Source organism: Clostridium gelidum, assembly GCF_019977655.1.
Lineage (GTDB): Bacteria > Bacillota > Clostridia > Clostridiales > Clostridiaceae > Clostridium > Clostridium gelidum.
The window spans coordinates 1,960,825-1,976,534 of the sequence record NZ_AP024849.1; the positions used below are offsets into that span (position 1 = coordinate 1,960,825).

10 protein-coding genes are annotated in these 15,710 nt (G+C 29.1%); 8 read left to right on the forward strand and 2 right to left on the reverse strand.

The window, feature by feature from the left end; translation table 11 throughout:
* Positions 1 to 475 precede the first annotated feature (475 nt).
* Together psyc5s11_RS08675 and psyc5s11_RS08680 are read left to right on the forward strand one after the other, a co-directional pair.
* Positions 476 to 1,078, forward strand: a complete 603-nt coding sequence (locus tag psyc5s11_RS08675; RefSeq protein WP_224037205.1) for a CheR family methyltransferase — start codon at positions 476 to 478, stop codon at positions 1,076 to 1,078.
* Positions 1,079 to 1,165: 87 nt separating this feature from the next.
* On the forward strand, positions 1,166 to 4,492 hold the full coding sequence (locus tag psyc5s11_RS08680; protein ID WP_224037206.1) for a methyl-accepting chemotaxis protein: 3,327 nt from the start codon (positions 1,166 to 1,168) through the stop codon (positions 4,490 to 4,492).
* 192 nt (positions 4,493 to 4,684) lie between these two features.
* Here the strand turns inward: psyc5s11_RS08680 and psyc5s11_RS08685 are convergent, their stop codons facing one another.
* Together psyc5s11_RS08685 and psyc5s11_RS08690 are read right to left on the reverse strand one after the other, a co-directional pair.
* The gene (locus psyc5s11_RS08685; protein ID WP_224037207.1) at positions 4,685 to 5,278 is read right to left on the reverse strand and encodes a hypothetical protein; all 594 of its coding nucleotides are present in this window, start codon (positions 5,276 to 5,278) and stop codon (positions 4,685 to 4,687) included.
* Positions 5,279 to 5,411: 133 nt separating this feature from the next.
* Positions 5,412 to 6,875: an aminotransferase-like domain-containing protein gene (locus psyc5s11_RS08690; RefSeq protein WP_224037208.1), complete on the reverse strand. Its 1,464-nt coding sequence runs from the start codon at positions 6,873 to 6,875 to the stop codon at positions 5,412 to 5,414.
* A 417-nt stretch (positions 6,876 to 7,292) separates the two neighbouring features.
* On the opposite strand from psyc5s11_RS08690, the gene psyc5s11_RS08695 reads away from it, so the two are divergent.
* The 6 genes from psyc5s11_RS08695 (at position 7,293) to psyc5s11_RS08720 (ending at position 15,657) form a co-directional block, all read left to right on the forward strand.
* Positions 7,293 to 9,092: a heme NO-binding domain-containing protein gene (locus psyc5s11_RS08695; protein WP_224037209.1), complete on the forward strand. Its 1,800-nt coding sequence runs from the start codon at positions 7,293 to 7,295 to the stop codon at positions 9,090 to 9,092.
* Between the two features lie 331 nt (positions 9,093 to 9,423).
* Positions 9,424 to 10,902, forward strand: coding sequence for an ISLre2 family transposase (locus psyc5s11_RS08700; RefSeq protein ID WP_224033258.1), 1,479 nt, complete (start codon positions 9,424 to 9,426; stop codon positions 10,900 to 10,902).
* A gap of 344 nt (positions 10,903 to 11,246) precedes the next feature.
* Positions 11,247 to 13,265 (forward strand): methyl-accepting chemotaxis protein, encoded by a 2,019-nt coding sequence (locus tag psyc5s11_RS08705; protein ID WP_224037210.1) that lies wholly within the window; start codon positions 11,247 to 11,249, stop codon positions 13,263 to 13,265.
* Positions 13,266 to 13,615: 350 nt separating this feature from the next.
* Positions 13,616 to 14,176: a PadR family transcriptional regulator gene (locus psyc5s11_RS08710; RefSeq protein WP_224037211.1), complete on the forward strand. Its 561-nt coding sequence runs from the start codon at positions 13,616 to 13,618 to the stop codon at positions 14,174 to 14,176.
* Between the two features lie 132 nt (positions 14,177 to 14,308).
* Positions 14,309 to 15,010, forward strand: a complete 702-nt coding sequence (locus psyc5s11_RS08715) for a flavodoxin family protein (RefSeq protein WP_224037212.1) — start codon at positions 14,309 to 14,311, stop codon at positions 15,008 to 15,010.
* A gap of 17 nt (positions 15,011 to 15,027) precedes the next feature.
* Complete coding sequence (locus tag psyc5s11_RS08720) at positions 15,028 to 15,657, forward strand: VC0807 family protein (protein ID WP_224037213.1); 630 nt, start codon at positions 15,028 to 15,030, stop codon at positions 15,655 to 15,657.
* Positions 15,658 to 15,710: the final 53 nt, after the last annotated feature.

The following is a 15,710-nucleotide window of genomic DNA, read 5'->3' on the forward strand; positions in this document are numbered from 1 at the left end:
CAAATATCTTAAACTTAAAATATTTGTTCGATAAAAAAATACATATATTTCTTATTTAACTGAATAGAATTCCGATATAGTATTTATAATTTATGCCTGATAAAGTAATAAAATCCACTGATGCTTTGATCTGTGGATTTTATTTGTGAAGTATGGTGAAAATTGACGATTGATTTGTTGTATAATACTTGGCAAGACATAATATTACAAGTATTGACATTTTACTATAAATAAGTATAATTGTAAGTAAAGAGCTAGTTGTATAATTTATGTAATTTTATAAAAATTTTTACTTAAATAAAACTATATTTAAATTTAAGGAAATGAATACAACTATAAGTAAATGATTACAAATACGGAGAGAATTTTATAGGAAATATAGAGTTGATCCTTAAAGAAAAAGTACTAAGAATAATCAATTTAATGAATAAAATAGAAAAATTAAAAACAAAGGATAAAAAGGAGTGATTATAAAATGGCATTCACTTATTTTTTTAGAGATCTTCAGACGCTAGAGGTAATAAGAGATTATGCGCTACCATATTTAAGTTCTAAACAATATATAAATATATGGGATGCAGGATGTGCTATGGGGCAGGAACCGTATTCTCTTTCGATGATTTTATGCGAGAACTTAGGATATATGTATTTTAGAAATGTTGAAATACTGGCTACAGATATAGATGAAAGCAATTTATTTGAAAATATAATATCAGAAGGTTCTTATCCAGAAGAACAAATACAACGTATTCCTAAAGATATATTTAATGCGTATTTTAAACCTGATGATAAAGATGGATATTTTAAATTAAATGAAGAAATAAGAAAATCAGTAACTTTCCAAAAGCATGATTTACTTTCATTAAGTCCACCTAAGAAAGATTTTGGGCTTATAATATGTAAAAATGTACTTTTACATTTTAACGAAGAACAAAGGATAAAGGTTATAAAAATGTATTATGATTCACTTATAGAGGGTGGATATCTAGCTATGGAGCAGACACAGAAACTTCCAAAGGAAGTACAACATTTGTTTGAACCTGTTGTATCTAATGCTCAAGTATTTAAGAAAAGATGACAAGAATAGGTATCATATATAAATATATTTATATTTAAAATACAATATAAGGAAAAATTTTACAAAAAACTATTGGGGGTATGAAAAATGGGTTGGTTTAATAATTTAGGTATTAGTAAAAAATTATTGTCGAGTTTTATCTTAATAGCATTAATAGCTGGAGCAATGGGTGCTTATGGAATTTTAAATTTAAAATCCATTAAAAACTCAGATACTGAATTGTATGAGAATATGACTGTTCCGGTTTCTCAAATGGGTGAAATATCATCTGAATTTCAAAGGCTTAGAGTAAACTTAAGGGATATGATAATTGCTCAATCACCAGAAGATATTCAAGCTAATATGGATAAAATAGAAGAAAGAAGAGCTAACATAGATAAAGTGTCTAATTCTTTTGAAAAAACTATTATTTCTGTAGAAATGAAAAAAGAGTTTGAAGCTTTTAAAGTAGCTAGAGTTGACTTCAAATCAAAACTTGATAAAGCAATATTGCTTGCAAAAGAAAATAAAGATCAAGAAGCAGTTGCTATGATTAGTGAAAATGGTGAAGCTGGAAAATCCTCAAGAGTAGAGCAGGATTCAATAGCAAAAATAATTTCTATGAAGATTGATGATGCACAAGCAAAATCAGATTTAAATACAAAAAATGCTAACATAACAATAACAATTATGCTTGGAATAATTATTTTTGTTGTGGTTATGTCAATATTAATTGGATTATATATTTCAAACTTAATTACTAAGCCGTTAAAACGGGCAGTATATATTATTCAAGAAATGAGCAAAGGTCATCTTGGAGAGAGGTTAAAGATTAATACTAAAGATGAAATTGGACAAATGTCTGTGGCTATGGATATATTTGCAGATGATTTACAAACTTCTATAATTGGGAATATGAAGAAAATCTCCAATGGCGATGTGAGTATGAACATACAGTTAAAAGATGAAAAAGATGAAATATCACCTGCTTTGAATAAAATGGTAGAAAATATAAGAGAATTAGTAAAAGATACAAATATGTTATCAAAAGCAGCAGTAGAAGGAAAACTTGATACAAGAGCAGATGCGACAAAACATAGTGGGGATTTCAGAAATATTGTTGAAGGTGTAAATAATACTCTTGATTCAGTAATAGGACCATTAAATATTGCAGCAGAGTATGTAGAGAGAATAAGTAAAGGTGATATACCAGAGAAGATAACAGACACATATTATGGAGACTTTAATGAAATAAAGAACAATTTAAATAACTGTATAGATGTAATGAGAGGGTTATTAACTGAAACTAATAATCTAATAAAGGCAACACAAGAGGGCAAACTTGATACACGAGGAAATTCAGCAGCATTTGTTGGGGATTGGGGTACGTTAATTGATGGTGTAAATAAATTAATAGATGCTTTTGTAGCACCAATAAATATAACAGCAGAATATGTAGAGAGAATAAGTAAGGGAGATATACCAGAAAAAATAACAGACACATACTACGGAGACTTCAATGAAATAAAGAACAATTTAAATAATTGTATAGATGTAATGAGAGGGTTATTAACTGAAACTAATAATCTAATAAAGGCAACACAAGAAGGAAAACTTGATACACGAGGAAATTCAGCAGCATTTGCTGGAGATTGGGGTACATTAGTTGGTGGAGTAAATAAATTAATAGATGCTTTTGTAGCACCAATAAATATAACAGCAGAGTATATAGACAGAATAAGTAAAGGAGATATACCAGAGAAGATAACAGACACATATAATGGAGACTTTAATGAAATAAAGAACAATTTAAATAACTGTATAGATGTAATGAGAGGGTTATTAACTGAAACTAATAATCTAATAAAGGCAACACAAGAAGGCAAACTTGATACACGAGGAAATTCAGCAGCATTTGTTGGAGATTGGGGCACGTTAATTGATGGTGTAAATAAATTAATAGATGCTTTTGTAGCACCAATAAATATAACAGCAGAGTATATAGACAGAATAAGTAAAGGAGATATACCAGAGAAAATAACAGACACATATCATGGAGACTTTAATGAAATAAAGAATAATTTAAATAACTGTATAGATAATATTAGAGAATTGGTAACAGAGTCAATTATGCTATCAAAGGCTGCTATAGAAGGAAAGTTAGATACGAGAGCAGATGAATCAAAGCACAACGGGGATTTTAGAAAGATAGTAGAAGGTGTAAATGAGTTAATCGAAGCTATGGTAAAACCAATACAAGAAGTAAATAGTGTTATGAACGAAATGTCTAAAGGAAATTTAGGAGTTTCTGTAAAGGGAGATTACAAAGGAGAATTTGGAGTATTAGCAAATACTATTAATAATTTCAGAGAACGTTTGAAAAATATTATTGGAGAAATTTCTGAAGTTATAGGGAAAATTTCTGAAGGCAATCTTGTGATTGAAGATGTTAGAGAATTTGGAGGAGACTTCAAAAGTATTTCTGTTTCATTAAATACAATAATAGAGTCTTTAAATTCGGTGCTTAGTGAAATAAATACTGCATCAGATCAAGTGTTTACAGGATCAAGTCAAGTTTCAGATGGTAGTCAAGCACTATCTCAAGGAGCCACAGAGCAAGCAAGTGCTATAGAAGAATTAACATCTTCTATAACAGAAGTAGCAGCACAAACTAAGGAAAATGCTATTAATGCAAACCAAGCTAAGGATCTTTCGCTTAATGTAAAGGAAAAGGCTGAAGAAGGTAATAGACATATGAGTGAAATGCTCAAATCTATGGGTGAAATAAATGAGTCTTCTGCAAATATTTCAAAAATAATAAAAGTAATAGATGAAATAGCTTTCCAAACTAATATACTTGCACTTAACGCAGCAGTGGAAGCAGCAAGAGCAGGTCAACATGGTAAAGGATTTGCAGTAGTTGCTGAAGAAGTAAGAAACTTAGCAGCAAGAAGTGCAAATGCAGCTAAAGAAACTACAGCTCTTATTGAAGGTTCTATAAAGAAATCTGAAAAAGGTACTGAGATTGCAAATAATACAGCAAAAGCTTTATATGAAATAGTAGATGGAGTATCAAAAGCAGCTACCCTTGTAGCAGAAATAGCAGCATCTTCGAATGAACAAGCTACTGGTATTTCGCAAATAAACCTGGGAATTGAGCAAGTATCACAAGTTGTTCAAACAAATTCAGCAACTGCAGAGGAAAGCGCAGCGGCGAGTGAGGAACTTTCAAGCCAATCACAAATGCTTAAAGAGATGGTTTCTAGTTTTAAACTTAAAAATGATAATGGTAATAGTTCATTAAATAATGGCGCTAAAAACTATAAAAACAAACAATCTTATATTAAAGAAAATAAAGTTGCTTTTAAAGAAGTAGCAGCCACATCAAGTAAACCTAAAATAGCATTAAGTGATAATGAATTCGGTAAATACTAAATTGGACAATAATTAAAATAACCACCATCTCCTAATTATATTTATTGTATACAAATATAAGTGATGAAGATGGTGGAGAATGGTCTAATATTTATCATGATTTTTAATATATTAATATTAAAATTGCAGAAAAAGGAAGTCTTTCAAAAAGATATGAAAAATAATATTGAGAGACTTCCTCTTCTAGTTATATTAAAGTGTAAATATTAATGTTACATCAATAGGAACAAGCGTATCACCATTAGGCTGAAGAAGTGGTCCAGTTGTATTTAGAGTGAGGTCATAGGTTATTGTTATAGTTTCAGGGCATACATCGTTGCAGGCACAAGTATAATCTAGAATCTGATTTATGAAATATACTCCTTCATTTCCTGGAGCTGCAATTCCTACACCAGGGTTACCAGTAGCAAAATATACATCAACATAATATTTTAAAGAACCAAGTAGTCTTATCTTGTTAAGCTTTATACAACAACCTTCAATTGTTTTTGTATCATCACAGGGATTTGTAACACATACATCCGATATGACACATGGCTCAACTAAACATTTTAAGCAATTAGAATTACACATAAATTCAGGTGTATATTCAAGTGAAAAAGTATCATCAAAGATATAACCTTCTGGGACACGTGCATACGCAACAAAAGTAATTGTATTCCCATAGTTATTACAATCAACCTCTGAACAATTGCGTGAAGATGAAATACCAACTTGTCTTTCTTTTATTTTATCTAAATAGCCTTCTGAAGAATTAGCACTCTTTAAATGCATATTAAACATCATTTTCTCATCCCTTTTGTTTAGTATTAGGAAATATTTAAATTCTATCCTGATACTATATATATGAGTTTCTCAATAATATTGTGTAAGCTTTTATGAGATTATGACAAGCTAAGTATTTTAGCAAGAACTTAGGTTAGGTATTTTGATTTTTTACTAAGCGCTTTATATTATCGCCTATTATTTTGATACCATTTTTAATATCTTCATCACTTACTCTTCCAAAACCTATTCTAAATGTATCAGTTCCTTTTAATTTATTTTCATAAAAGATATCACCAGGCATAAATATAACATTATCTTTATAACAAAGATCTAAAAGTTCTCTTGCATCTATATTATCTGTAAGCTTTATAAAAACATGTAGACCACCCTCACCAGTGATATATTCATAGGGAATATATTTGTGAATCATATCTATAACGAGATTATATTTATCTCTATAATATTTTCGTACATTCTTAACATACCTGCTAAACGCACCACTTTTTAAATAATAACAAAATGCACTTTGATCTAAAAACGATGAATGAATATTTCTGCCGCGTTTTACACTTTCTAAAACATCTATGAGTTTTTCATCTCCAAATATCCACCCAATTCTAAGACCTGGAAATAGTATTTTTGAAAGACTTCCTATATATATAACTCCATTACCATTTCCACATAAAGAAGCTATTGGATCAATTGGAGAGCTAGAGTATAATAATTCTTCGTTAAATCCATCTTCTATTATAGGAACAGAATATTTTCTGAAAAGTTTATATATTTCTTTTCTTCTTTCAGTTTTAGTTACAATTCCTGTTGGATTATTATATGAAGGTATTAAATATCCAAACTTAGGATTATATTTATCTAAAGCATCTTCAAGTGAGTTTAAATCTAGTCCTTCTTTGTCCATTTTTACTTGAACAACTTGCAATCCGTAGGCTTTCATAATCTTCAAAGCAGTATTATGAGTTGGCTCCTCACATAAAATAACATCGCCTTTAGTTGTTAATGAACTTATGATTATATCAAAGGCTTCAGTAAAACCATTTGTTATTAAAATATCTTTATTAGCAGTTGTTACACGCTTTTCTTTCATATAATCAAAAAAGTAAGCTATTAATGGTTTATAACCCTTGGCATAACCATAATTAAGTAGATTTGCTTCTTCAAAAGTCCAAGCGTCTAAAAGAGATCTTTTAAAATCATCAAGATTAAAAAGATGGCTTTCAGGAGAAATAGATTTAAAAGATATCATTCCTTTTTTATAAGGTAATTCACTTTTTGTAATATCAAGTTCTCTAAGAGTATTTCCGTAATTATTAACTCTTTCTATAAAATCAACATTATATTCATAACGTTCATGTTCACTTTCTATAGAGATGAAAGTACCTATACCTCTTTTAGTAACTATTATTCCTCTGCTTTCTAGCTCTTCATAAGCGGAAATAACAGAATTTCGACTTATATTTAAAAACTTACTTACCTCTCTTGTGGAAGGTAGCTTACTATCTTTTTTCAATTCACCACTTTTAATTCCTTGTTTAATATGCGTTTCTATTTGAATGTAGATAGGTTCATTTTTATTTATAATAAGATTAGAAAATATCAATAATAAATCAACTTCTTTCTTTGACTAATTCAGATATTATTTATATTATGTATAAAAAAATTTAGTGGTCTAGTCTACTTTTATGAGGTAAATTATAAAAAAGACAAGTACACTAGACTAGGTGAGTTATCTTTTAAAGCTTTAGCTAATTCATCATAATTAAGTGTGTTTTTACAAACTTTGTACTTGGACATATTATATTACACCTACATATAAATTTCAAAAAAATAAGAATGTATATTAGGAAATATTATAAATATTGTACTATATTTTAATTAAATGTTAAAGAATAATAAATATTACTTAGTATATATTTACTAAAGTTATTAAAGTACTGTATACTAATTAGTATGATATAAAATGCTTTGATATTAAATAAAATAAGAGTTTATAAATAAATTAAGGAGGAACATATAGATGAAAGGTACTGTTGTATCAACTTGGATGAGAACCAATAGAAAACTGTTTGGAGATTCAACTGTTAATGAGGCAATGAATTATGTTGGATGGGGAAGTGGAAAAATATTTTCGCCTATTGAAAATGTTGATGATGGGGAAGTAAAAAAAATAATATCATACATAGCCAAAAGTCAAAATATGGAATTGGGGGTTCTATGGAGGAAAATTGGACAAGATAACATAAAATCATTCAGTCAAGACTATCCTGCATTTTTTAAACATGATAATGTATATTCATTTTTAAAATCCATGTTCGATGTACATGTAGTAATGACAAAAAAATTCGCTGGAGCAAAGCCACCTTTAGTTTTAATTGAGCCTATTTCAAGTAGGGAAGCTATATTTAGTTATAATTCTTCTAGAGGTATGTTTGATTATTTTCTTGGTATGCTAGATGGATCTTGTGAACATTTTAATGAAAAAGTAAATATAGAAGAGGTATCAAGAACTGATAGTGAATTAAAATTAAAGCTCATTTTTGATAAAGATATATATTATAGTAAGAAGTACTTATTTAATAGATTACTTTCTTTGGGTTTTATTAAAAATTTTGGAGTTAAAGTAGGATTATTTACATTTATAATATCAGCAATAGTATTTTTACCTATGTTAGGTATTGATAATATTATTAAATCTATAATTGGAAGTGTTGTAGCTGGTATTGGAGCATTTGCAGGCGTTTATTTGATGATGTCTCCTATGAGTCAAATAAAAGAAGAACTTGGGCGAATTATAAATAATCAATATAATATTGATGGAAAAATCGTAACAAATGATTTCTTTGAAGAAATTTATGACCTTCTTAAAAGTCATAAAAAAGTTATACAAGCTGACTTTGTTGGATTCAAAGGTGTTACAGATGAAATGAATACTTTTGTGAATACTATAAATAAAATATCTGAATCAATGGATCATACTTCTAATGAAATAAGTGGTGTTGTTGAACAAGTTGCAGGAGGTGCTGTTATGCAAGCTCAAAATACAGATGTTGTAGCACAAGCACTTAATGGAAATATTAAAGCTTTAAGGAGTATAGTTGAAAATGAAAATTCTAATAAATTAGAGCTTGAAGAGGCAATAAATAAAATAAATAACAGCTATGAAAATGTAGATAATGCGAGTAGAAACATTTCGACTTCTTTAGTGAAATTCAATGAGGTTAAGATTAAAGGAACAAATCTTGAAGGAAGAGCTAAAGATATAACTAATATTGTTTCTATAGTTTCAGGAATATCTGAACAAACTAATTTGCTAGCACTAAATGCATCTATTGAGGCAGCTAGAGCTGGTGAGCAAGGAAGAGGGTTTTCAGTTGTAGCTGAGTCTATAAGAAAATTAGCTGAACAGTCTAAAGATGCAGTTTTAGAAATTAACTCTAATTTAGAACAGTTTGTTCGTGAAATAGGAGCCCTAGTAGGGCAAATAGACATTCAGTATGATGTATTGGCAAATGAAACTGATAATCTTGGCAATGTTAGAAATGTTAGCTTTGAAGCTAACCAATCTGTAAAAAGTGTAGCTAATTCTATGATAGAGACTATAAAGAAGCTAAATATTGAAGCTGATGCTATATCTAATGTCTATGATAGTACAGAATCCTTAGCTGCTATTGCAGAGGAAAATTCAGCATCTTCAGAAGAGGTAAGTGCTAGTGTAATAAACTATACTAATGAAATTAAAAAACTTATAGATAATATATATGATTTTAAGGGAATTACTGAAACCTTTAAAAATGATTTAGAAAAATATAAAATATAATTTTACAATTAATAATAAAAACCACTAAAATTAATTAGTTAGATTAATTTTTGGTGGTTTAATTATTATATTATATTATATTATATTTAAAATGGGTTGAAATTTAAATAAAAGTATCAAATGAACTATAAATTTAAAGATACTATTTGTATAAAAATTACACTAAATGAGTTGATTGAGAATAAATCTAAAGTTAGAGTATAATTTTAGTAGGCAGAAACAGTAATAAAAACTGTATAAATAGTAAAAGGAGATGCGAAAGCATCTCCCAAATACATAAATTATCCATTATAATTAAGTTGCTAAGACTAAATAGAATGGAGTTATATTTATGTATGAATTAAGTTTAAATGATAAAGGAATGACTTTCAAGGAGTTAGAGAAAAGAATTTATAAATATGCTTGTGACGAAGCTTGTAATGCTTTAAAAAGTATATTAGAATTTTTAGATGAAAAACTACTTAATGAAAGAGATAGCAAGGTTTACCGTAATAAAGGTCGTAAGCAAACTTGTTTGAGGACTATTATGGGGAACGTAGAGTATTCTAGGCGCATTTATGAATTTAAACTTGAAGATGGTAAGAAAGCAACTAAGTACCTTTTGGATGAGTATTTAGGGATGGACACTTTAGGAAATGTGTCTATAAATCTCGTAGAAACTATTTTAACTAACGTGACGGAGGTTTCTTTTAGAAAGACATCTGAGAATATTAAAACTATGTGTAATCAAGATATTAGTGCTCAAGGCGTTTGGAACATAGTTCAAACACTTGGGGAAAAGATTAAAGAAATAGAAAATCGTAAAATTGAGTTAAATGACAAAGGTGCATTAAAAGGCGAAAAGGAAGTACCAGTATTGTTTCAGGAGCAAGATGGAGTTTGGCTCTATCTTCAAGGTAATGATAGACCAAAAGGGAAAAATAAAAAGAAAGAGTTAAAACTAGCAGTATCATATACTGGCTGGACTTTACGCCCAGGGAGCAAAAAAGAATATGTGGTTGTTGATAAAACTGTTTGTGCAAGCTTTAGCAATTCCAATCACTTTAAAAAGCTTGCTAGCGCAACAATTTCAGAAAAATACAATGTAGATGAAATTCAAACTAGAATATTAAACGGTGATGGAGCAAATTGGATTAAAGCAACTTGTGAGGATGAAGACATTCATTTTCAGCTAGATCCATTTCATGTAGGCCAAGCGATTATACGTAAGGTAAGTGATAAAAGAGCTCAAAAGCAATTACTAAAACTATTTAGAGAAGGTAAAATTGATGAAGGTCTAGAAACTATTGTAAATATGATGATACTTACAAACGAAAAAGATATTGCATTTAAGAAGCTTACTGAATTATATGATTACTTTGTTCACAATAGAGATGGATTAATACCGTATAAATTAAGAAGTGACATAAACATGCCTACGGCGCCGGAAGGCATGGAATACAAGAATCTAGGCACAATGGAACATAATATTTGTGATGTATTAGCTCAAAGAATGAAGGGCAGAAAAATGAGCTGGTCTATTAATGGTGCAGATAATTTATCTAAAATATTATCTGAAAAATTTAGTAATAGGTTGTTTGATACTGTAGATAAAATCTACAGAAATATTATTTCTGATGATGTTATTGATACAGTAGTTGCAAAACTACCATTAACAGTATTTCAAGCGAATAAAGAATCTAATAAGTGTAAGGCATATAAGTGCAATAGTGCACAAATTCCGTATAGCGGAGCTGCCGCAACGTTAGGTAGAAAAATAGTACGTGATTTATGTGGATTAAAATCATTTAGTGATATTAGTTATAGTTAAATATACAGTATGGGTAGGGAAATTTTAAAAATGCAATGTAAAATAATGGATAATAATTTAAATAAAATTCTTGCCAACTTTTACTTGACTCAACCAATCTAAAATGTGTTTATACTTATTTGTAGATTAATGATATTATTATAATATATATGATTTAAATGAAAGCTACTTAGAACAAAAAACTAAATATGCCGTTTATAGTCGAAACTTATATATCAATTTGGTTAGGAATAAGTTAAGATGTTGTAAAGTGATTTCTTCATAAAATTTATCAGTGTATACTTAAATTACATAAATTTCGTATTAACATATTCACATATAGTAACTTTAAAGGGGGACTAAAAATGTTTAAAAAATTATCATTTAAAATCAAATTATTACTTAGTATTTTGCCCATGGTTATTGTTGGTATGCTTATTTTGAGTGGAACAGCATTATATCAATTTAGGAAAACAATTCAAGATGAAATTATTAGTAATAGAATTTCTGAAACTCATAAGTTATCTGAAAACGTAAACGGATGGTTGGAGGGTAAACTTCTTGAAGTTAGAGGTGCATCAAATACTCCAACAGCTAAACAAATTGAAACAAACCTTGATGCAGTTGATAAATTTAATTCAGATAGAATTAAGTTTTTAGAGAAAAACTATCCTGGTGAGTATGATAATGCATCAGCTACTTTATTTAACAATGATGGTATATCTAGAGCTCAATATTCAAATGGAAATTTCGTGGCAGGAGATGTATCTGAAAAACCATGGTATAAAGATTTGATGAGTGGTGTGCCTTATAATATGTCAAATCCAGTTGTATCAAAAGGAACAGGAAAAACATTAGTAGTAATAGGTGTACCTATTAAAAATGAAGCTGATAAATCTATTGGAACAATGATATCAGCTGTCAATCTTTCTTATATTCAAGATAAAGTTAAGGATTTTAAATTCGGTGAGAAAGGTTATAGTTTATTACTTGGAAAAGATGGAACTGTTCTTGTACATCCAAATGAAGAATTAGTAATGAAAAGTAAAATAGCAGAAGTAGAAGATGCAAATATGCAGTCATTAGGAAAAGAAATGCTTGATAAGAAAACAGGTACTTTTAGATTTACGTCTGGTAAAGATAATTTTATTGTTTTTTATGATCAAGTTCCTCTATCTGGATGGAGTGTAGCAAGTGTTATATCAGAACAAGAATTATTTGCTGCTTCTGAAAAATTAATGGTAACATTACTTTTGATTACATTAATAATTGTTGTTATTCTTGTAGGCATAGTTATGATTGCGGCAAAACGTATGGTATCACCACTAATTAAATTATCTGCATTTTCTGAAGAAATTGCTTTAGGAAATCTTACATCACAATTGAAAGTTACTTCAAATGATGAAATTGGAAAAGTAGGGAAGAGTTTAAATAATACAGTTACTAAACTTAAAGATATGATAAGTGATATAAGTGATTCTGCTAATGAAGTTAGCATATTATCAGATATGTTGAGTGTAGCTACAGATGAATCATTAAGAGGAACTGATGAGGTTTCACGAAGTATGCAAGAGATAGCTAAAGGTGCTATTGCACAAGCTGAAAGTGCTAGTATGGCTTCAGAGGCAACAATGGAATTAGTTGCAGATATAGATGAAGTCTTTAAAAAATGTAATTATATGCTAAATGTTGTAGAAGGATCTAAGAAGGTAAGCAGTTCTGGTGCAGAAGGTGTTAAAGAAGTTATAGATAGTATACAAACTATAGCAGTAACAAATAGCGATAATGTTAAAGAAACGCAAAACTTACTAGAAAAATCCAAACAAATTGGACAAATAGTATATGTAATTAGTGATATAGCAGAACAAACTAACTTATTAGCACTTAATGCAGCTATTGAAGCTGCTAGAGCTGGGGAACAAGGAAAAGGCTTTGCTGTAGTTGCAGATGAAGTTAAGAAATTAGCGGAAGAATCAAGTACTGCTTCAAATAAAATAGCAGACCTTATAAATGGAGTTCAAAAACAAATTGAAAACATAGCAGAGAAAATGGACAAGGGTACAAATGAAGTAATGCATGGCGTTGATATTACAACCACAGTTGGGAAAAACTTTGAGGAAGTAGAGAAGGTATTTACTGAAATAAGTTCTATTGTAGCAGAAGTATCAAAAGCTGCAAATAGTATGGCTAATAAAGCTAACACTACAGATGAAGTTATAAGTAATGTTGCTGCCATAACTGAAGAAAATTCAGCAGCTACAGAACAAGTTACGGCTTCAAATGAAGAACAAACAGCATGTATGCATCAAGTTGGAGAAACTACTAATAAATTAGAAGAATTGGTTGGAAATCTTAAGAATACTGTAGATAAATTTAAAATATAGGATTCTAAATATTTTATAATAATAGTAAATCTCATAATTGGCTATTAGGGGAACGTGATGACGTATTACGCAATAACTTGTTGTTTTGCATCCAAAATGTAAAAATCTCTAAATGATTGATATTTTATTTCAATTATTTAGAGATTTTTTTCTTTGAATTGAAGAGGAGTATCACTTTGACTAAATTCTAATCAGAGTGATACTCATTTTATTACCATTGATATTATATTGGAGAATTGTAGTAAATATAAGTAATAATATATTAGCAATAAAATAAAAAAGTATTGACACATATATCACTCTGATATAATATGAATTATATCAGAGTGATATATAAGAGGTGAAGTTAAATGGCAAAAGTAAATAAAACTAAATATGCTCTTTTGGGGATATTGAACAATAAATCAGGTTCAGGATATGATATTAAGAAAATGTGCGATTATTCTATAGGACATTTTTGGAATGAAAATTATGGTCATATATATCCTGTACTTCAAAAAATGGAAGAAGAGGATTTGATAACAAAAGAAGTAAAGCAAACAGAAGGAAGACCAGCTAAGAATGTATACTCTATTACACAAAAAGGTAAAAAAGAATTAGAAGAGTGGCTTATGCTTCCAATAGAACAACAACCTACTAGATCAGAGCTTTTACTTAAAATATTCTTATCCAAAGATATACCAGTAGAAAACATTGCTGAAAAAATCAAAAAAAGAAAGGAAGATTGCAAAAGAAATCTCCAAAAGTATTCAGAAATTGAAGAGTTATTTAATTCTGGAAAGATTCAAGCAGATAAAAAAAACTTAGTATTATGGACTATTACTATTAATAATGGAAAACAAGGTGAAGAAGCAGAAATAAAATGGTGCAATGAAACATTAGAAGCATTAGAGACAATAAAAGATTTATAGGGTCATAAACAATCTATAGATTCATAAAAGAATTATTAGGATATATAAGATTAATAGAGCCATGAAAAATTATAGAATTATAAAAAAGTTATATGATTATAAAACAATAAAAAATGAAGGGAGATATTTTAAATGAAAGTTTTAGCAATAAACGGTAGTCCCAAAGGACAATTTGGAAATACAGAGGTTATATTAAAGCCGTTTCTTGAAGGTTGCACAGAAGCAGGGGCAGAGATTGAAATAATTTATCTTAAGGATAAAAAGATAAAACATTGCATTGGATGCTTTAATTGTTGGACAAAGACTCCGGGAAAGTGTATTCATAAAGATGATATGGAGGAATTACTTGAGAAAATATCAAAGTCAGACATAATGGTTTACGCTACTCCATTATATTATTATACAGTTACTGGAATCATGAAAGATTTTATGGATCGTATGCTTCCATTAAATAATAGAGAAATAGTTAAAGTTGGTGATAGTTATTCACATCCTAGCCGTTTAAAAAGGGGAGTACCTGTTAAGACTGTGTTAATTTCAAACTGTGGTTTTCCTGGGGAATATAATTTTTCGGGGTTATTGGAAACTTTTAAGGTTATGACAAAAGGAAATTTAGCAGCATATATTTTATGTGGACAAGGCGGGATACTTAGCTCTGTGAATAAGAATGATATGTTAAAGAAAATGTATGCACCATTTTTCTCAGCACTTAGAAGTGCAGGAAAAGAAGTGGTAAACCTAGGATATATAGAAGCTGAAACTCAAGCCATAATTGATAAAGAGGTTATTGATCCTGAAATTTACGTAAAAAATGCAAATCGAGGTTGGAAATAATAAGGAGGAGATTGATTATGGAAAAAATATCCGATAATAATTCAAATAAAAAATATTCAGTATTAAAAAATATATTTAACAAAGACTTTGTTGTAAGTGCTATTATTCCTATTATAATATTTTCGGTTTTTGATAAAATGGAAATGACTCTTAGTGGAATAATATTATCAGGGGTATGGAGTATCGGTGTAGTTTTAATTAATTTTATGAAAGATCATAAAATTAATGCACTTGCAGCGATGGGTGCAAGTTTTGCTGGAATTGGAATAATAGGAACTGTTATTTCAAAAAATCCTACTTTTTATTTAGTAGCTCCTATAATACAGGATATTTTACTTGCTTTAGTTTTCTTTGGCTCATTGTTTTTAGAAAGGTCATTAATTCAAATAATAGTTGAACAAAGTTATTTAAAAAATGTTTCGGAAGAATTTAAAAAACAACCAAAGTATAAAGCGGTTTGGAGAATAGTCACTATTGCATGGGGAGTTTTGAATATAAGTCAAGCAGTTTTAAGAACTATATTATTATATTCTGTATCTATGAGTTCATATTATGCAATGAGCACTCTTTATGGAAATATTTCTAGTCCTCTTCTTTTAACATTTTCTATGTTGTTTCCTAAGTGGTATTGGAAAAGAATAAAATAAAGATGTACTCTCAACTTTTGATATGTTAAACATCATAAAGCTATGTTATAATT